Origin of the sequence: Paraglaciecola mesophila (assembly GCF_009906955.1) — a bacterium.
GTDB lineage: Bacteria > Pseudomonadota > Gammaproteobacteria > Enterobacterales > Alteromonadaceae > Paraglaciecola > Paraglaciecola mesophila_A.
Genome location: NZ_CP047657.1, coordinates 1 through 20599 on the forward strand (window position 1 = coordinate 1; position 20599 = coordinate 20599).

General features: G+C 39.8%; 17 protein-coding genes and 1 pseudogene. 12 read left to right on the forward strand and 6 right to left on the reverse strand.

All coding sequences use genetic code 11. The features are described from left to right. From FX988_RS21170 to FX988_RS21180, 3 genes are all read left to right on the forward strand, one after another. A partial coding sequence (locus tag FX988_RS21170) for an AAA family ATPase (RefSeq protein ID WP_160182253.1) occupies positions 1-947 on the forward strand: 947 nt, incomplete at its 5' end. Further along, complete coding sequence (locus FX988_RS21175; protein ID WP_160182254.1) at positions 944-1585, forward strand: HNH endonuclease; 642 nt, start codon at positions 944-946, stop codon at positions 1583-1585. The genes FX988_RS21170 and FX988_RS21175, both read left to right, overlap by 4 nt. 573 nt (positions 1586-2158) lie before the next feature. Beyond that, on the forward strand, positions 2159-2713 hold the full coding sequence (locus FX988_RS21180) for a hypothetical protein (protein WP_160182255.1): 555 nt from the start codon (positions 2159-2161) through the stop codon (positions 2711-2713). A 303-nt stretch (positions 2714-3016) separates the two neighbouring features. Here the strand turns inward: FX988_RS21180 and tnpC are convergent. The 3 genes and pseudogenes from tnpC to FX988_RS21195 form a co-directional block, all read right to left on the reverse strand. Then, positions 3017-3613: pseudogene (gene tnpC, locus FX988_RS21185) on the reverse strand (IS66 family transposase); the annotation flags it as partial. Positions 3614-3915: 302 nt separating this feature from the next. Beyond that, complete coding sequence (locus FX988_RS21190; protein ID WP_254700799.1) at positions 3916-4617, reverse strand: hypothetical protein; 702 nt, start codon at positions 4615-4617, stop codon at positions 3916-3918. Positions 4618-4718: 101 nt separating this feature from the next. Continuing rightward, entirely contained in the window at positions 4719-6605 is a 1887-nt protein-coding gene (locus FX988_RS21195; RefSeq protein ID WP_160182256.1) for a S8 family serine peptidase, read from the reverse strand. 835 nt (positions 6606-7440) lie between these two features. Here FX988_RS21195 and FX988_RS21200 point away from each other — a divergent pair. The 8 genes from FX988_RS21200 (at position 7441) to FX988_RS21235 (ending at position 17985) form a co-directional block, all read left to right on the forward strand. After that, complete coding sequence (locus FX988_RS21200; protein WP_160182257.1) at positions 7441-7971, forward strand: hypothetical protein; 531 nt, start codon at positions 7441-7443, stop codon at positions 7969-7971. A 150-nt stretch (positions 7972-8121) separates the two neighbouring features. Next, the gene (locus FX988_RS21205) at positions 8122-12819 is read left to right on the forward strand and encodes an RHS repeat domain-containing protein (protein WP_160182258.1); all 4698 of its coding nucleotides are present in this window, start codon (positions 8122-8124) and stop codon (positions 12817-12819) included. Between the two features lie 44 nt (positions 12820-12863). Then, positions 12864-13193 (forward strand): DUF4279 domain-containing protein, encoded by a 330-nt coding sequence (locus FX988_RS21210; protein WP_160182259.1) that lies wholly within the window; start codon positions 12864-12866, stop codon positions 13191-13193. Positions 13194-13723: 530 nt separating this feature from the next. Beyond that, on the forward strand, positions 13724-14044 hold the full coding sequence (tnpA, locus tag FX988_RS21215; RefSeq protein ID WP_160182260.1) for an IS66 family insertion sequence element accessory protein TnpA: 321 nt from the start codon (positions 13724-13726) through the stop codon (positions 14042-14044). Beyond that, positions 14041-14274, forward strand: coding sequence for an IS66 family insertion sequence element accessory protein TnpB (gene tnpB, locus FX988_RS21220; protein ID WP_160182261.1), 234 nt, complete (start codon positions 14041-14043; stop codon positions 14272-14274). Before tnpA ends, tnpB begins: the two co-directional genes overlap by 4 nt. A 491-nt stretch (positions 14275-14765) precedes the next feature. Continuing rightward, positions 14766-15692: a tyrosine-type recombinase/integrase gene (locus tag FX988_RS21225; protein ID WP_254700800.1), complete on the forward strand. Its 927-nt coding sequence runs from the start codon at positions 14766-14768 to the stop codon at positions 15690-15692. Positions 15693-16324: 632 nt separating this feature from the next. Further along, a complete protein-coding gene (locus tag FX988_RS21230; RefSeq protein WP_160182262.1) occupies positions 16325-16702 on the forward strand; it encodes a helix-turn-helix domain-containing protein in 378 nt (125 codons plus the stop codon). Then, positions 16702-17985: a type II toxin-antitoxin system HipA family toxin gene (locus tag FX988_RS21235; RefSeq protein WP_160182263.1), complete on the forward strand. Its 1284-nt coding sequence runs from the start codon at positions 16702-16704 to the stop codon at positions 17983-17985. Before FX988_RS21230 ends, FX988_RS21235 begins: the two co-directional genes overlap by 1 nt. A 113-nt stretch (positions 17986-18098) precedes the next feature. Here FX988_RS21235 and FX988_RS21240 read toward each other — a convergent pair whose 3' ends face one another. From FX988_RS21240 to FX988_RS21250, 3 genes are read right to left on the reverse strand one after another with little or no spacing between them, the layout of a single operon-like run. After that, on the reverse strand, positions 18099-18404 hold the full coding sequence (locus FX988_RS21240) for a hypothetical protein (RefSeq protein ID WP_160182264.1): 306 nt from the start codon (positions 18402-18404) through the stop codon (positions 18099-18101). Further along, a complete protein-coding gene (locus FX988_RS21245; RefSeq protein WP_160182265.1) occupies positions 18401-19039 on the reverse strand; it encodes a DNA/RNA non-specific endonuclease in 639 nt (212 codons plus the stop codon). Before FX988_RS21245 ends, FX988_RS21240 begins: the two co-directional genes overlap by 4 nt. An 18-nt stretch (positions 19040-19057) precedes the next feature. Next, on the reverse strand, positions 19058-19525 hold the full coding sequence (locus FX988_RS21250; RefSeq protein WP_160182266.1) for a hypothetical protein: 468 nt from the start codon (positions 19523-19525) through the stop codon (positions 19058-19060). Positions 19526-19739: 214 nt separating this feature from the next. Here FX988_RS21250 and FX988_RS21255 point away from each other — a divergent pair, with 214 nt between their 5' ends. Then, positions 19740-20558 carry a hypothetical protein gene (locus FX988_RS21255; protein ID WP_160182267.1) on the forward strand — a complete coding sequence of 273 codons (819 nt, stop codon included), beginning with the start codon at positions 19740-19742 and terminating at the stop codon, positions 20556-20558. Positions 20559-20599: the final 41 nt, after the last annotated feature.

The following is a 20599-nucleotide window of genomic DNA, read 5'->3' on the forward strand; positions in this document are numbered from 1 at the left end:
CTCAAGGGGCTAAACTATGTGTACCTTATGAAGTTCAACAGCAATACAATGTTCATATCCAAGATCAAAAAAGTGTGCAGGGAATATACATATCATCTCACAGACCGGTATATTTTTATCAACAAGTTCTAACTATTCCTGCAAAATTGGACGCAAAAAAACAGCTGTTAGATAAATATTTAAATGAGTTAAGACAAAGATATAATCACAATAGTAGAAATTCTTCGGCATCATTCAGAATAAAAGAAGCTATTATTTCTTTAGCAACATTTGGCTATGGGAATCAGGTTGTAGCAAGAGATGACGAAGCAGTTGAAATGTTTGAGGGTTTTGAAGCTGCATTAAAAACAATTTTACCTAAGTCGCTTGGGTTTCAAAAAATTGTAATCCATATGCCTGAAGTTGTTTTTGAAACAGATACTGGTAGTTTTTCATTTGATTCAGTTTCTGGGGGAATTGCCTCACTCATTGATGTCACTTGGCAAATATTTATGGCTTCAATGGTTTACGAGAACTTTGTTGTTGTTATGGATGAACCAGAGAATCATTTACACCCTAAACTACAACGTAACTTACTACCAAACTTGATTAACGCATTCCCAAATGTCCAATTTATAGTAGCGACTCACAATCCTTTTATGGTTACTTCAGTTCCTGACTCTAATGTATATGTACTGGGTTACAATGAAGCAAACAAAGTAGAAAGCACCTTACTTGATGTTGTCAATAAATCAGGGACATCCAATGAAATTCTAAGAGAGGTTTTGGGGTTAGAGAGCACAATGCCTGCTTGGGCTGAAGATAAGTTAAATAATATTATTGGAAAATACACAGGCAAGGATATCACTGCTGAGGCTCTTTCAAATATCAAACTAGAACTATCAGAAATTGGCTTAGATGACTTATTCCCCGAGGCGATTAATAAAGTTGCGGAGTCATTGTCTTGATTAAATTAGAGAAATATCCAAAACCAGAAGTATTAGTTGCTAATGAAGTTACTTGGACTGAAGAGTTTATTCGCCTAGTAGCAGGTGATACTTCGGTTCCTAAAGCTGCTCGATATAGATATAGGCACCCTGATATTAAAAGTACGTTAAGAAGCGAGTGTTCCGATAAATGTATCTTTTGTGAAAGTAAAATATCGCATGTATTTCCTGGAGAAACAGACCATATCATCCCCCTATCTAGAAAACAGGAAGACGTAGTTAAGTGGGAAAATCTAGGATATGTGTGTAAAGAATGTAATCGTAATAAATCCAATTACCACGATGTAAACTTACCTTTGGTCAATCCTTTCGTTGATGATCCTGATGAGCACCTGTTGTTCTTTGGACCAATTATTTTAGCTAAACCATCCAATAATAGAGGGCAGATAACAGTAGATTTACTCAAGTTATCAAGATCTGCTTTAGTAGAAAGAAAAAAGGAAAGAATAGACCAAGTTAAACTACTTATTGATAGGATTGGCTGCTTCCCTGATGGAGAAGCTCAAGATTTTCTAAAAAATCAAGTACTTGAAGAGGCTGGAGGTTCAAAGGAATATTCAGCAACTATTAGTGCATATTTGAATGCTGTTTTTACATAGGTACAAAAGACGCTTAACAAGTCATTTCAGCAGGACAAAAAACAGCTGGTTTTGCTCATGCCTCGCTAATTTTAACCAGCTATTTTATTGCCTCTGAATGAGGCGTTGAATGTCCGCTCCTTGTCTAATGCAGCCTGTCAGCTTTAGTCAAAACCTTGTTTAAAAACCACCAAATTAAGTTGGTAATCACACTAATTCAGATTAGGTTGTTAACACCAAGCGACTTTGTCTAATCTTTCGTAAGCGTCCGATAATCCCATCTAGCGCTTAGCAAACTTTGGAAAGCGATTCAGGGTACCCTGTTTGTCCAAGCTCTTTCGTAGAAACTAGCTCTGTGACAATTCCAATCGTAGTTGGTGGTCAAGTAGTCGGATATCATAGGGACACAGCCCAAACCACTTATGTATTAGTATATGAGTTGCCAGGTGGATATTAATCTCTGAGAAGAGAAGCTAAAGCTATTTACTAAGAGTGTTATAACTTTAAATTAAGTGCGCTTGTAATTTCATCGAGCGCATAATATTGCGGTATAATTCTCAACGAATCAGAATGTAGATATAGGAGGGTTTTACAGTGAAACAATGTTGTATCTCGTTCTTTTTAGCTGGTGTATTTTTATCAAGCATGGAATCGTTTGCTAATGAAAAATATACTTCAACAGATAATAATATAGAAATAATTGAAGTAGAGGGCAAAAAACCATTATCGCTTTTGCGAGAAGAATACAAGGCAGCAAGGCTCGCTTTGTTTGAGAATTTCAACGACCTCGTCGAAGAGTCAGACATGCACTATATATGTGAGAGGAAGCGTTTACCTAATTCACGAATCTTTTACAAGCCATGCCAAAATGCGTTCGATATCAGGATCAGGGATGAGTTGTTCAAAAGTGAAATGCACAAACCTGGCGATCTCATGTCGAGGCTCAATAGAGCCCAATCCTCTTCTGATATGGGAGCGCTTGAGATTGATCGATTAGAAGAAAAGAAAAGTAAGCTAATAGCAAAGCTAGCTGAAGAAAATGAGATATTTAAGAAAGCGTTAATTGAATTAATTAAAGCAAAGTACAATTACGAACAAGAACATATATCCCAATACGGGTCATTCAGTAGATTCGAAGAAGAGAAGTGAATCTAAAACTTACAATAGGCAAGAAGTTTAGTTTGTAGGATTTTTTAATAGGAGAAGATGAACGCCAGCTTCCTTGATTCTGCAAACCGTCATTATTAAGGCTGGGATCTGTAATTTAGTGGTCCCCAGTGATGGTTCAACCAGACTTGTGCTGGATGTATTCAGTTGGTTTGAAGTGGCAGTTCGATAATTCAGATACGAACGGTGACTCCTGACAGAATGATTCTGGGGGAAATTCATAGCAGTAGAAAAAATCAATATCCATGAGCCTGTAACAGATTCGTAAGCGACCGATAATTCCACCTAGCGCTTAGCAAACTGCCATGGTAGCAGTTGCTCGATATTGACATCGGGCTGGCTGAGTTCATCAAGGCAAGTCATCACATACTCGAATACGTTCAGGTCGTTGGTTTTAGCCGTTTCGATGATGCTGTAGAGAACAGCGCTGGCGTTTGCGCCCGTGGCCGTTTGGCTAAACAGCCAGTTTTTCCTACCTATGACGAACGGCTTTATCCCGCGCTCAGCGCGATTATTATCGATACTCAATAACTCGTCGAGTGTGTAGTGAACTAGCTTTCTCCATTGGTTTAAGCAGTATTGTATCGCTTCGCCCAACTTGGTTTTGGGTAACACTTGTTGAGCCGATTTCATTAGCCACATATGAAGCTGGCTCAGTAACGGCACACTTTTTTCTTGTCTTGTAATATATCGCACCTCTACCGTTTTATCTTTTAGCTGGGTTTCTAGGCGGTAGAGTTTTTGGATGTGATTGAGTGCCCAATCCGCTTTGCCACTGCCTTTCTTACCTGCGCCTTTTTTAGCTTCCATGAACTTACGGCGTGCATGTGCCCAGCAACCAATGAGAGTGGCGTGCGTTTGCTCGTAGCCTTGATAGCCATCTGTTTTTTTGTTGCTCAAATAAATTGAGCCAGTCTTCTACTTCTCTTCGTTGATGATTCGCCATGGTCATTCTCTTTAACAAAGAGACTACCATGACGTAGAAAACCTATGAATTGAATGTGGGGATTACCGGACGGACACCTTGGAACGGCGAGTTTCGTTCAGAACTGTTGTTTGGTTGAATATCAACCTAAGTTAAATCCCGCCCTGCTTATAAATTAAATCTTACTGGTTTCATAACTCTATATCCCTTTAAAAAAGGGATATAGAGTTATGCTGTTGAGAAACTGAAAGTTTAAAAATTAATCATGCAAAGTTACGAATGCGTTAAAAATTTGATTTTCACTTCCGTCCATAAAACTGACTTCTAACTCTAAGTTTACTTCAAATATAGAAGGTGAATTAGGGGCGTGAAAAGTGACAGTAGCGGTATCGGCATCTAATAATGTTACTTCAGCACCATTGGATACAGACCAATTAAGCTCTGAAATTTTACTTTCTCTTCCAAATATCAACGCATTAACTTCGATGTATTCTCCTCTTTTTGCCGAAGTCGGAGGAATGAATACAATTAGGTCATCGTTTAAGTCAATATCAACCGTATCAGTTGTTTTGCTTCCTTGGTTATCCGTGGCTTCAACTTCAAGTACAAATAGGTCTATTTTTTCAGAGTTTATTAGAGGTGCAATAAACTGAACAGTTTTTGTGTCAGAATCTATTAATTCAATCTGGTGGTTACTCAAAATAGACCAGTTAATACTACTTATACTACCGTCAATATCATTTGCCCCGGCTTCTACTGCGATAATTCTATTCGATGGATTTACAGTGTCAGTAACTAAATATGACAAGTTAACGTCCAAAACTTCAACTGTAGGAGGGATGTTTCTTTTATCGTTCCCCCCGCACGCGCTAAGTGACAAAACAAGTAGAAAAAGAGATATTTTGGTGAGTGTTATTAATCCACAAATACTCTTTTTCGTATTTAAAAAAATAATCTTCATTATTACACCCTATCATTAAATAAATATCCCGCCGCAAGCGGCGAGGAACTAAACACGTATAAATTAAATGAGCTCGAAGGTGAGATATCCCACCAAGTTTACTAATTACTGTAACTCCAAGCTAATCCCATTATCAGTGGAGAATATGAGTTATTAACAGGTAACATGTCTATCACAGCCCTATAGTTTCCAACTTCTGTCGGTGTGAATGTGATGGACTCAAAAGTATTGTTAAAATTTGTCGAAGAGGCGACTAATATTCCGGATGGTGAATAAACGTCAAGGTCAAAATCTCGGGTTATAGAAAGCGCATCATTTCTATGATCATATATATAATCCCCATCTTCCAACCAAGATAATGCAACCCTAATCTCACTTAGAGAACCATCAGCAAAAAATACAGTTTCTTGCTTTCTAAACCTACGAACACTACCTCTGGGGCCCCAAAAGAAATTTGAATAGCTGCCTTCCCAAAAGTGCATTTGTATTCGCTCATTTGCGCTTCTAAAGCTTGCAGCTCCTTCTTCTATAGCATCGGCATTACCCGAGATATTAATATCTGAAGCTGCAATCATCACTGCTTTGACTACAGCAGGAGCACTTGGCATATATACCTCTTGAGGCCCGACAAAAGGCCAACTCATTACATTAGCAGCGAAAGCCGCAGCAAATGGAGCTGAAGCACTAGTTCCATTTTGATTAGAATAACCCCCTGCTGATATACCTACTCCTGGAGCTACTATTTCTGGTTTTATATTGCCAGTGCTTGGATCTCCTCCATTAGAAAAGCTAGCAATAGCATTATTAGCATTGTTGTAAGCCCCTACAGTTATTACATTAAATCCTCGAGTGGAAGCGTTTACCGTAGCATTATTACCACCATTACCCGCAGCAAAGAATGTAGAAACCCGATTATCATAAACAAAGTTGTCCCAATTTCTATCAGCCGAAGTGTAACCAGTAGCGGTCGTTACATTTCCCCATGCGTTACTGACAATACTAATACTAGGATTACCGTTAAAACCTGTGAGCGTTGCAACAGAAGGCATTTTGAACGTAACGTCACAGTATATGTAGCTTTCAGGTGAAACGTCTCTCAGAATTCCAGCTGTGAACTCCGAATGCGAATTTGTAGAGCCTCCTAAACGCGTATAATTGGTGATATGGTTTGGATCTGGACAGTAGTCTTCAGTCATATAAATTCCTATACCTTCTCCTCTCGTTCCATAAGTGCTAAGTGCATATGGATCTACTCCCGTATCTATCATTGCATCAGCTGTTAAAGTTTTACTTTTCACAGCTAATTCAATAGCTTTAAGCTCGCTCGGTTTTTCTGATGCAATTAGAGCAATTTGCAATGGTGTTAATGTAACTAAAAGGGATGATTTACTTTGACTCAGCTGCTCATAAATGCTTTGTTCATTTAGCCATTCGTATCTAGCGAAAAGCGTTTTAGCAGCTTTAATTTTATTCTGATGTTTTTTGTTTGCTTTTTCTTTTTGATTTCTTTGTTTTTGTCTTAGCTTTAAAGAGTGTTTTTCTTTCTTAACTAAAACATCATTTTCATAAATCTCATAGATATTATTATTTAAATCAAATTTACCATATAGTTTGTCTGATTTTTTAATATCTAATGTATCCTCTCCTCTATTAAGGAGTAGTTCTACTTCTATTAATTCGCCAGAACCTTTAATACTTAATAAATTTAAGCGCTTTTGTAACTCTAATCCCAAAAAGGGAACTTCATTGTGGAGTGAGCGATACTCTTCAATTTTTCTTCCATTTACATCAGCAACAAACAAGTCAAGCTTCCCTGTTAGTTCATCCCTTAACTTATAATAGGTATATACTTTATTTTGAAAAGAATGACTCTTGGTATTGATGATCACTGTGTTTTTAGGGAGGAAATCGGTTTCTGAAGCATAACTAAAATTGAGAAAAATGAATGGAAGTATGATAGATAAAGTTTTCTGTCTAAAATTTAACATGATTTATATCCTTATATTCTTTCTAACTTGTTTGGCATGAAACAATTATTATATATATCGATATGACTTGGTTTTCCTATAATAACCAATAATGTAATCCGTTATATGTATGAGAATTCATTATTTAATATGAAAAGTGACAGGTCACGGTTACAACTTCAAATTCTTCCACAACCCTATTGGTTGATGGGCATGTAAGGGTTCCACGTCGGGTGTTTCCCCTCCAAATTTAAAAGAGCGTCCTGAAAATCTAGATATGAGTGATAACCTTCATCAGTGGACTAAAAAGTGAATATGAGTATTAAAAGCCGTCGGGTAACTCGCCTAATGGGGCATTAGGAATGTCTTCATATCTTTTATTGTGTAATAAATATGATAACTAACTTCTATGTGTAATATTTTTACCGTATCATGGCAGCGTTCTAGATTCAATGATTTTAATAGGGGGAAAAAAGTTGCTTATGTTGCTGAATTAGAAGAAATTGCTAGTTTTTGCTTCCCTAACAAGGGTGCTGGGGGATCCCGAGCGCAAAGGTAAGACTAAAGTATAATATTTTGATGCAAAGTGTATTTTGTTGGTGTATTGTTTTTAAATTGTTTTTTAGGTGTTAATTTGGTCGTGGCCTAAATTTAATCAGTAAGCAACCTCGGACAAAAAATTCACTGTTTTGACCACATTGCAGTCTTAGTGGTTAATGGAAATGCTATGAATACTCTTTATTTATTTGTATGCATTTTTTTTGCAGTTAAAAAAGTATTACTGAACGGATTTAGTAAACAATATCCTTTCTATAATTCAAGCACCTTTAAAATAAAACCTATCGAAGAGTAACTTATGAAAAAAATGACTTGTTTTTTATGCAAACCTATCTTGAATTTTATTGTTATAGCTGGATCTGGAGTGAGTTTATTTGCAAACGCCACAGACGTCGGTCTTGAAGCAACATATAACGCTCAGTTGAATCAGGTCATTTTAACATGGGGATCATCAGATGATTCGAACATTCCCGGAACCGAAGACGGTGATGATTGGTGCGATGCAACCTTAGTTCGCTACTTTGGACCCGAAGAAGCAATAGATGATAATCAGGTGGTGCTTCCATGTACCGCTAGAACATACACATTTACCGACCTTGAGCCAGTGGTTTGGGGGTTTATGATTCAAAATCGGATACTTCAATTAGAATGCGAAGATCAAAGTGACGGCTCTACTTACTGCAGTACTGATGAAAATGAAGTCAGCAGATCTAGTCACGTCTATGTCAATCTAGAAAATCCTGGTGGCAAGAGGCGCGTAACTTTTATACACACGGATATCCTAGGCTCACCTATTGCTGAAACTGATATTAATGGTGACAGTCGTTAAGTGAGACTTAACTTGATGGATAAACTAAATATATTTTCTGGGTTCGCTTTTATTACTTTAATTCGGTTTAGCATATCGTAATTCAACGAGTTGTGTAATTTATTTGCAAGGCTAAACGATATTCATGCTTTTATAAAAGGAGAAGTTGAAATGATTTTGGATACCTCAGCATGTAGTGGACCTCGATGGCACTTTAACAATCTGACTAAATATAAATTACAGCAATTTAATAAAATAGTGTTTGCCTTATTTTTTTCAATCTTATCTCTTATCAGTAGTAGCGTGGTGGCTGATGATGAGGATGATTCAGTTGCGATGGAAGCTGAATTTGCTACAACCTACGACTTAAGTCGAGATGAATTCGACTCTCGACTTAAACCATTGGACTTTAATTTAATGGGCGACTCCATTGATATTAGTTCAGGGGCTATATCGTTTAGTATAACGGACGTTTCACTACCGGGTAATTCAGAGTTGGAAGTAGCTTTTCGACGCAGGGCAAACGAAGCTCAGGTAAGTCATAATCCAAGAGAAAGCGGACGGCGAGTTTATCAACCGCTGGCTGATTGGACTTTAGATATACCAAGCGTCAGTACATTTAGATTTCGTAGTGGCGATGAACAAATGGGTGTTATCAGCGATGCTGGCTGTTTTAATACTGGTGATATACTTGTTGATGAATCAGAACACATTGCACCACACAGTACGTATGTTTCGCAGCTCGCATTGTCGGGCGGCGTAACAATTAATTTACCAGGCGGGCGCTCCGAGCAGATTGTTCTAACTTCGTTGAGCGCATCGGGAGAACGGTGGGCATCTATTAATGATAGCGAATTCCTTGGTGCCAGTAAATATTATTCAACACTTCATTGTCGGGGCGCGTATAGCGAAGTAACGACAAAAGATGGTATTAAATATTTTATCACGAAAAAGGTGTTGTTGCCCGCGACTGATATCGAATCTTATTCTCGCAGTAGTACATTTAGTTTTCAAAACTTCAATCGCTACAAAGAAATACATCTAGCCACTAGGGCTCAAGACATCCATGGCAATACAGTCGATTGGACATACGATAGCATGGGACGTCTAACAAAAATAAGCAGCAACGATGGGAGAACAATTGACGTCAATTACCTTGGTACCAGTCGCCATGTTAGTACTGTGGTAGCTAATGGTAGAACATGGCGATATAATTACACGACGGTAACCTACAGTGATACCGGAGGAGTCTTCTATAGTGATGAAGATAGAAGTGGTGAAACTACAGTACTAGCAAGTGTCACTCAACCGGACGGCAAACGCTGGGAATATGACATAAGCAACCTTACTAACTCACGAGTATTTAACCGCGTATCAATGAGTGCAAGAGTAATAGCTGTTACCCATCCGTATGGAGCGCAAGCTGAATTCGAATTAGAAAGTAAGCTACAAGACGTATCCGCAATAGACGTTGATGATTATAATCGTATCTCAGTAAGGCGAAATAACTTATCTCTTATTCGGAAAACTATTACTGGTCCTCAATTACCCACATCGGTTTGGACCTACGACTACGAAGAGCCTGTAATTGACAGCAAAGGAGAGGGTGATTTTGGCGTTGATTTAAAACGCGTCACCAAAACAAGTCCTGATGGCGGTTTTACTGAGTACTTTACGTTCCCTCCTAAAAATGGCAATCCCGTAGGAGAAGTACAAGTTGAGAAGGTGTTTTCGACTCAGAATGGCAGTTTGCTTCGACAAACTGAATACGAATTCGTAATTTCACAGCCATTTGGTGAGATTGGCAGTGATACTTACACTGCCGGCTCCTTTGACCATTATTTAGTTGAAAAAACAATAAAGCAAAATAGTGATACTTACACGTCCGAATTTGAATATGAGACTGATCCATCAGAGGAAAATTATAGTTATGGTCAGCCAATCGTCATTAAGCGCTTTAGTAATCTACCTGATAGAACAACTCGTAAAATTAGCCATACTTATGAAAATATCAAAAGTAAATGGTTACTGGGATTAGTTTCTACATCTAGTTTTAACGATAAATTATATTATGAGTATGACTATGACTCTACTGGGCGATTGTTGTCTATTGACAGCTTTGGGGCAGATACTATTGATTATACTTACTACACTAGTGGTCAGCAAGGTGGCCTGGTATCAACTTCCACTGATGGAATTGGTCGTGTTACCAAATACTTAGATTACTACCGAGGCATACCTAAAACAGTTATTCGTGCGTTTGGCACTGCTGATTCAATTTCCACTGAACGTGAAGTGGACGAAAACGGTTGGATTACAGGTGTTCGAGACGGTAAAGGGCAAAAAGATGTCGTTCTGCGAGATAGTATGGGAAGAATTACACAAATAGACCCTTATGGTGATTGGTACAACACGAACATTTCCTATGAGTTCTCAAACGCCGCGGGAATGATACAGAACATACAACGTAACGAACATAAACTGACTATTACTTACGACGGATTATTACGAACTGTTTTGGAGAAAAATGAAGACCTAGTTAATGGTTGGTTTGCCTATAAAAACACTAAATTTGATTCTACTGGACGAGAGGTTTTCAGTTCATATCCTTCAATTTCTCCAACTCATACTCTCGGTGTAAAGTTTGAATATGATGTACTCGGGCGCGTTAAACGTGAAATTCAGTACCCTAGTATTATTACGACCTATGATTACTTGACTGATAATAAAACTATTACTACCGACCCTGACGGCTTTCAAACAACGACACGAAAAAGTGGATATGGCAACGCAAATGACGGTGAGGTTTTATTTATTGAGAGTCCTGAATCGACGACTACGCAGATGAGCTATGACAATTGGGGGAATTTATCGACTTTAAGACGTTTTGGTAATCAAGATAGTTATAGTGTTGATGAAAGTCATAAATATTTTTATGACTTTCGAATGCGACTGTGTCGACATCAAGGGGATGAAACCGGGTCCAAGTTAATCGCTTATGATAACGCTAACCAAATTACGATGTATTCAGAGGGACAAGCTAGTGGTAACTCATGTGCTGCGCCAGATGCAGGGAAAATTTCTCTAACCTACGATAATTTAGGACAATTGACAAAGACTGATTTTTCCGATGTTACCCCGGACATTACACGTACCTATGATGACAATGGCAATATTCTGCAAATCAATCGGGGATCAACTAGATGGAGTTATCAATATTTTGACAATGATATGATAAGAACGGAGAACCTAAATATTGACGGCTTAAACTTTAAGACCTCATACGATAGAGACCTTTCTGGGCACATATCGAAGATTATTTATCCTTCGGGTGATGCTATCAGTCAGAGCCCTGATGCGTTAGGAAGACCAACAAACCTAACAGGGAGTAATATAGCCTATAGTGATGTCTACGCTAGTAACGTACAGTATAATCTAAATCATTCGTTAAAGAGCTTTGACTACGGAAATGGAGTTCAATTTACACAAGGCGTAAACAACCGGTTGTTACCTGATCATCTTAGTGTTTGGCACGGCTCTGGTGGTTCTAGAGTCAATATACTAGACTATCAATATACATATGATGGCAGAGGTAACACTGTCAATATTAATGACGGCGTTAACGACTCACGAAGTGTGTCAAATACGTACGATGGTTTGAGTCGTTTGGTAACATCCAGTAGTGCTTTTGGAGACATCACTTTTAAGTATGACGCTGTTGGTAACCTTCGGAAGCGGTCTGTTATAGGTGGGGACGCGTTAGGTGGCCCCCAGCATAATGCTACAATGAGTTTTAACAGTAATAATCAGGTCAGCAATGTTACCACAATAGCCGGGGTCCGCAGTTTTGACTATGACACTAGAGGTAATGTCACTAACAATGGTATATATACCTTTAATTATGACTTAGCTAATCAACCAATCAAGTCAGGTCCTCATTCATTTGTGTACGATGGGAACTTTAAGCGTGCGAAAAAAATAGTAGATGGCGAAGTATTATATTTTGTATATACCAAAAGTGCAGGACTAGTTAGTCATTACAATAGAACTAGCAGTATTCACACCGATCATATCCGCCTTGGAAAACAGCTTGTTGCTCGAGTTGAGAGTGCGGGTAGTTATGCCGATTATTACCAAACTACACCTTTTAATGACACACTTGATGACCAGCCTAATCAAGGTTTGACAGGCCGAGATAACTATTTACCTTTTGGTAAATCTATCAGTAATGAGAATATCAGTAACCGTGCTATTGGCTTCACCGGACACGTGAAAGATAAGTCGGGGTTAATTTATATGCAGGCACGATACTATGATCCAGTGATAGGGCGTTTTTACTCAAATGATCCGGTTGATTTCATGGGTCATTTGCAGAGGGGGAATAGTCCAGCTCATGGTTTTGGACGATATACATACGCTAACAACAATCCATATAAATATACTGACCCTAATGGTGAGTTCGCATTTTTAGCTTGGTTTGCAACACCTCCCGGTATTGCTGCGTTGCAGTATACTGGGACTGCATTATTAGGAATAATGGGTGGGGTAGCAATTCATGAAAATGTAGTTGAGCCGATGATGAATGAGTCATCGGACTCTGAAAACAAAGGTCAGACAAAGCCTGAGGTTGGTGATTGTCCAGCATGTGGAGGTGATACATCAAACAAACCGGGGAAAATTGGTGATGCACACGGCTTGAAGCCTAAGGAAGTAAAAGAAGCAATTCATGGAGTCAAAGGAAATGCAAACTTACCTGGTAACCCTGACGTTGAAGTTTGTAACGATTGTGGAGAAGTATTTCCTCAAACTGAAGATGGTGGTTTAGGTGATAGTATTGGTAACATCGAAGATGAAAAGGGCAATAGATAATGCTTGAGTGTAAAGCTACATTGAGAGTTAAGTCAGGCACCTTGATGCTAGAAAAAATAATCAACATTTTGGGCGAGCCAACCAATGGATTTTCTAAAGGTCAGGAGTTTGGAAAATCAAAAAAGTTAAGACCGCATACTCAATGGAATTTAGAAATTGATTTTGGTAATTCCAACATGCAGGCATGTATTAACGAAATTTTAGGCTTCTATAATGCAAATGATTTGAGTGTTATTAACTCAGAATGTGAAGCGGACATTTTCTGCATGGCAAGCTCTGACAATGGACAAGGTAGTTTTACACTAGACGCAGAAATTTATCAAAAGTTGGTAGAAGCAAGGCTTAACATCACATTTGACTTTTATTCGGACTAAGCAGAGCAATAGGAAATCGTGATAATTTTGAATCCAAAGCCTCGCCCTAGCAGACCTAAGGTTTTAACTCGCGGGGCTTTTTGTTGTTTTCAAATATAAAAGTAAGGGGCTTTATTTTCGGCTGCTTTTGAGACCAAAGGGGATTGAAAGATAGCCTCTCTATTTGCCAACTAGAAGGATTACACTCGCGGGCTTTTGGTTTGCAAATAGAAAATAATCGCTATCATTTCCCTCTAATTAGTAAATCGCATTTTCTTAATTTATCACTACACTGAATAATTGAAATGATAAAATTATGCCGATTGTAGAGATTGCCGATTATGCTAATTCACATAACCCCCTAAAATATTTAACCCATACTCTAATGTAAATGTAGCATTAGTCGATGTGAACATCCCTGAGTTCAGCTTGAAGTTGGTAAGTGGTTGTAATCCCCCCATAAAGCTGTCCGTCGTGTCCGTCCGGTAATCCCCACATTCAATTCATAGGTTTTCTACGTCATGGTGCTCTCTTTGTTAAGGAGAATGACCATGGCGCATCATCAACGAAGAGAAGTAGAAGACTGTCTCAATTTATTTGAGCAACAAAAACAAAGTGGACTCACAGCGGTGGCGTTTTGCCGCCAGCAACAGATTAATGTCCAAACCTACTATACCAGGCGACGTGATATTCGGCTTCAGCGTACTCACAGCAAGTTCGTTCACGTCAAACGTGAAGTAACAAAGGTTGAGTCACACACCGAGGAGACCGGTGGCGAACTTCTTCTGCAACTTAGGAGCGCTCATCTTAGCGTGCCAACGAATGTTAGCCCTCACTGGCTTGCCACCGTGATGAAGGCACTAGCTGAATGAAGATGTTTGTTGAGCCTGCCGACGTTTATTTATACATGGATATCGTCGACTTCCGTAAATCGATTAATGGCTTGATTGTAGTGGTCGAACAGAACATGGAGCTCAATGCCTTTCGTGATGCGCTGTTTGTGTTTTGCAATAAAAAGCGCGATAAGCTCAAAATACTCTATTGGGATAAAACGGGCTTTGTGATCTTCCCCCAGTTTCGTAGACACTTAACTTGCCTGTGAATATGTATTTTCATATTCATCTGGAGATATTGATTCTGAACTTCTACAAATGTCATCTGGCCCTACAGCCATCAAAGACATTCCAAGCTTAAATAGCAATAATTACATATATATCAATAAGGATGAGTAAGAAGTTAATTTTCTAACCTATCTGCTATTTTCGGACCAAACTCTGTTGACCCGTTCAAAGATAAGCAATACAGAAACTTTGTTGATTTATCGGTGAAAGAAGAAGAAATAAATTTCGGAAGTTATGAAGAACATCAGCATGAGAATTTAAATTATTTGGTAAAAAATTACATATTGTAGTTGATTAGCTTACTGGAAGTTTTTCATACTAATATGACACGTCATAAAAAATCATCCTTTCCCAACAGAACTTTGCGATCGACGACGCAGACAAAGAAATTGTGCTTAGCAATCTTGTTGAGCTTGGCTATGATGTTTGTTAAACGATGTCAAAAAACACTCGCAAAGCGTATCTCGAATTTATGATCTCAGGTCCACTCGGCCATCATAGTATTAAGCGTAAATTAGCTTCTATCCGGTTTTTTATTGGTATTTCTGAGCTCCCTGACCCATGGAAGCATTCAAAACTTTTTACTAAGTTTGTGTCCGGGCAACTCAAGCAAAAACCCGCTGCACAGAAGCAAGCCAAACCACTTAAAATGCGCGATGTTGTAAAGCTTAATCGTACCTTAGAGCTAAACACATTATTGGGTTTACGTGACGCTGCTCTTATTAATGTAGCCCTCGATACACTCTTTCGTGCGTCTAACATCGTCGATATAGAGTTAAATCACATCGATTGGGATGCTAAAACCATTTTTTCGCCAAAATCAAAAACTGACCAATGGGGTGAAGGGTTTGACGGTTACATCTCGGATGAGACTGCAGGTTTACTTAAGCGGTGGATAGAAAAAGCTAACATACTCGAAGGTTTTTTATTCAGAAAATTATCGCCAAAACAAACGGTGCAAGCTGAGCCGATGCAATACCAAGCATTACTCAAACGATACGCTGCAGTTGGTATGGCTTTGGATAAAAAAGGGGCATTTACGTGCCACAGTACACGAACGGGTGGCGAATTGACGATGATGGAAGCTGGCGTTCCTATGGCAGATATTGTGCCATTTCTAGAAAAATTTACCTCATTGGTTGCCGTGTTTTGGGCGGGGTGGTCGGCAAAAGAAGACAATTTCGCAAAATACAATTCAGCACCGCTTAGTGGAGCTATTGAGTATTCAAGAAGTGCATCCGTGTTTAGAGAAAAAATAGCGAATAAAACCGTATCTAGCCCCCCACTGATGGTGGTAAGCGAATCGGATAGCGTTATTGACGCTTTTAAAGTGAAAGAGTATTTCAACGAGAGCTTCGTGCATCCTGATAATAGATTGATAATCTTCCCCCGGTTTTGAAGACTCGCTACTAATTCAAGGAAATGACTGCTTGACGAATAGAAGAAGTACGGCACCATACCCAATGAATCCCTTGGTTAATGGTCGTTCCCAACACCTGAGAAACTGGAAAAAATGGTGACACGGAAGAGGGAAGGGGAGCGCTGCCGGCTGACCTTGATCACGTTGAAAAAATCACTTTCCGCTCTCCCTACTAGGCGTTCTTTACACCACTCCCAACAATGTTGATACACCCGTGGGTCAATACGTGCTCTTCTCACTGGGAGTGCTCTACGTTTTGACAAAACATGCGCGTAGCGCTCGGGCCCGCCGCGAGCGGCGGAAGGTTTAGCAAGATAGTTCTCTGGGTATGGTGCCGTATTGCAGGTAGCCTTCAACTCTATTTCCCACTCTCAATGGGTAAACATAAATGAAATGGCTTTAAGCCGTACTTAGTCACTGTTGTTTTCGTCGTCTAGTTATTAGGAGCTGTCCTAAACGATAGGTCTTATCAACCCACAAAAATAGGCTTTTCTGGGTTTCGTAATATTTAGGCACATTCAATAATGAATATACTCTTTAAGGAATATTGCAAATTATTCCATATAACGTATATTGGTAAATATACTTTTTAGGGAATATTGTGATTCGCCATGAAAATAAAGACCCCAAGAGATGTAGGTCACTACATAGCCTCAACACGTAAGGCGCTAAAGTTATCTCAAACAGACTTAGCTACGAAGATAGGTAAAGACCAACGTTTTATCTCAAAGTTAGAGAATGACCCATCCAACGTGTCATTTGGAACGGTCATGATGGTGCTGAACACATTAAAGATAGATGTCGACATGTCAACACTGCTGAATCCGGATAATAGTATCCATCAACCGCGCTCTCCCGCAACGGTTGCTGTCGAGCAAATTTCTCATAAGAGCGATAAATTAGTGAACGATGCTACTCTACGTTCATCCTGGCACAAGCCAAAAAGGTTGCCAACGATCGTTAGCAAGCATAAGTTCGAGAAGAAGTAATGGCCAAAAGAAAAAAAACAAATACTCTCTTTGTTGGTATCAATGGTCAGCATGTAGGTGTATTTGAGCGCAGTGGTGGTACGCATGCATTTACTTATGACCATGAATGGTTATCAAACGTAATAGCACACCCAATCAGTTTATCGATGCCACTCACTAAAAATAGGCATACCGGTGACAAAGTACGCTATTACTTCGACAACCTGCTCCCAGACGATATAGAAATTCGTAAGCTAATTGTTGACCGAGTTGGCGCCTACTCTACAGATACAATGGATCTATTGAGTGAAATTGGCCGTGACTGTGTTGGCTCTCTTTCTTTGACAGCGGAACCGGTTGATGGCATGGATGAGTTGAAGCTTGAAACAATGAGTGAAGGTGATATCGCTACACATATGAGAAACACGGCTAGGCGTAGAACATTGGGTATGGACGATGACGATGTATTTCGAATATCTATTGCAGGCGCACAAGAGAAAACCGCATTGACGCTTCACGATGGTAACTGGTATCGACCATTAGGCACCACACCAACTACTCATATATTCAAACTACCTATTAATGACCTAGAGAACGGTCTGAAGCTAACAAACAGTGTAGATAATGAATGGTTCTGCTTACGATTTATGCACCACTTGGGTTTTGACATCGCTCAAGCGGATATACAGACTTTCGAAGATCAAAAAGCGCTGGTGGTTGAACGATTTGATAGAGCGTGGAGTGAAGATGGGCTTTTATACAGACTAACACAGGAAGATATGTGCCAGGCACTGGGAAGAGCTGGCCAGTCAAAGTATGAAGCCAACGGAGGCCCGGGGGCGAAAGAAATATCTGAATTACTTCGCTTTAGTAGTCAAAGTGAAAGGGATATGTATCAGTTATTCCTCGCACAATACGTATTCTGGCTATTAATCGGCATTGATGGCCATGCTAAGAACTTCAGCGTTTATCTAGACCGTTCTGGTCACTGGCTCACTCCATTGTATGATGTAATATCCGCTCACCCATTTAAAGAGCAGTTCAGACGCAATCAGCTTAAGATGGCGATGAAGGTAATATCTAAGAATAGTCACTACATTTGGTCGGATATTCAGGTGCGCCATTGGCGCAATCATGCAACTAAGACGTTTTTGAGTGAAGACGTGGCTATGGAATATATCGAAGAACTGAATGGCAATATTGAAAATGCTCTAGGCAAGGCATTTTCCGATGCAGGTAGAGACTTTGACCAAAACACTGGCGATGTTATTGCTGAGGGGGTGTTAACAAAATTAAGGAGATGAACTACACCGCGACATTGCCACGCTCTGATCACGTTTTTTTGAGTGTTTTTTATAAATTATCAAAAAAGAAAAGCGACCACTTAGGTCGCTACGCTTTAGTTCAGTTTTCTGGGTTATTTACAACTGTACTCCATATTACTTCCGCCTTTTGAGAAGTCCCAATTGGCAATATCTTGTACGAGCAAATGCTTATAACCTTCATCAAATAAAGACAGATCCGCTACGTCCTCGATGTATTCCAGTGGCACCGTCTTGCTTTGCAAATATGGACCGGTATCTGACCATTTGTTCCCGTGCTTTTTATTCGTATTGTCCAGTAACATGCCAATAGCCGCGACGGTACCATCACTCAGCGGACGGTAAACGACCTTATAATGTCCGCTAGGAACGCCAATATTCTGCTTTCCATTGCTGCTCAACTATCAGCGTCTCGTAATCTATCACCGTCTTGATCATAAACGGCGCCTGTAATGACGTATATGTCCTTGTAACGGCTCGCCCACTGCCTAACCAAGTTCTCTGCTGATAACCAGATCCCCCTGTTGAAGCGGCATTGCTGGGGCGACATATTGGTCATAACGTAAGAATTAATTTGCTCTATCAGTTCATCTTTTAGATCCGCGTCGTTGGCCAAGTGGCCGCGGTCAAAAACTGGCTCTTTATAATCGGACAATACAGGCCCGTCAGTCTCAATTCGCGGATCAGGTCGAAAACAATTCACGCGATCTTTTCCCTTTACGCCGTCTCGATCGGCCAATGTCAGGTGATACCCTGTCCATAATGAGGTGCGCAGATCATGGTCATATGCCATAACATAGCCACCATTTACCAAGACTTCTTCGGTTGAGGAATGCACGAAGGATTGAGGTATTCCAAGTGGCAAATGCTCACGGATAAGGCTTGCTTTAAGCGCTTGGTCAGACTCAATACGCAACAAGTAGGCATTGCCCTGCGCTTTCTCTGATGCATTACAATTTCGGGACTTAGCATGTACTAAGTGCGAGCTGATTAAGAGGCTCAACCCAAGGCCAAGCACAATACGACTAATCTTCATAAACTTTCTGCCCTTTGCCTAATGCTTGTAATTGCGTTTTGCTAAATCGTATCGATATGACAACAGCGCAAAAGCGTAATCCTTAAGAAACTCGTCCTGTGTCTTAAACCCAAGACCTTGTGGGTTTTCGGTCACATAATCGGCAATGCAATTATCAACCTTTTGCCCTGGGCGTGAATAGCAATTACGCACGTATTCAACAAAAAAGGCTTCTGCTTCTGAACTGGCATTCTCTTGAGCCACCAGCAATTCACGGTGTTTAAGCCGAAAGTCAATTTCGTTATAAATGTTAGACGTTACAACATATCCTAAGAACACAAGCGGCAGCATGTAAATTAGTGTTACGCTACTCTTTTTGCTAAACAACAACTTATAATGCCAGGGCTGTGTACGCTTCCTCTGGTACGAGATACGCCTTTTCCCTTTGGATACTGCTCGATGACCTGAACTGATTTGTATACCACTAACGTTACGTAGAAAACGCATGTTTTTTTCCTCCGTTTATACAATCAAATATCAGTGTGCCACAAAAATACACATCGTCAAAAAAGAGGTCTCCCCCACTCAAAATGCCAACTAGCGGGGGTTTGAAAAGAGCAGCAATGAACCGAACAAGTTGATAGGACTACTTTTGTGCGTTTAAAAATCATAGCGTTATCGTTGATATTGAATTTTCATTGATGTCATTGAGAGGCTAACTATGAGCGCAGCGTGCAACGCATTTAAAGACGATAACCATGCATTTGTCATATATGACATGCCGACTGGCGAATCTGCATCCATCCCTTACTTTTGGGGTAAGCAGAAGCCTGCGTTCACCACAAACCGCCTGTATTTAGGCTCGGTGAATACCCTAACGGCTTGGTTGCAAATGTATAATGCAATTGAGACCTCACTTTATCAAAATAAAACCACCCTTATTTTCGACTTCAATAAGGATCAATTTATCACCCAAGAAGTGCATCAGCTCGCCTATAGGCTAAAAAAACGCTTGAAAAACGGCAGTGGCTTTTTTAAGAACACCCCCGCTATAGGAAATCACTACGATAACTTTGAGATGGTACATAGCAAACGAGGATTGATGTATTGGGATTTAAGCTCAGGAATAGTCCAGTCAAAATGTCAATTGATAAACGACTTCACCGAACGCTTGGCACTTCTAGGGAGAAAGTGCAGTGATATTTCCGTTGTATTTGTGAATATTGATGAGTTGGCCAGCGCAGAGCAAGGTTGTCTAATTGATACCATTAATAAGTGTGTATCACTACACCTGAATATTGCCCTTTCCACCAGCCCTTTTCAGCAAAGTATATCTAAAGCAGCGCACCGAAGTGGGTTCAGCCAAATTGTTGTAGAGCCTAGTTCGATAAGACAGGGGGCGTTTGATTTTGAGATGACCTTAGAGACAAATCAGTCATTAGCAACGCCGTGGGGGCTGTCTGATTGGCGGTCGATAACACTTCCGCTACCTATGTTTACACAAGAAAAAATGCTCGAACCTATTTTGATAAGTGTCTAAGCAAGGTTAATATGTGATTTTTAATTATCAGACATGGAGTT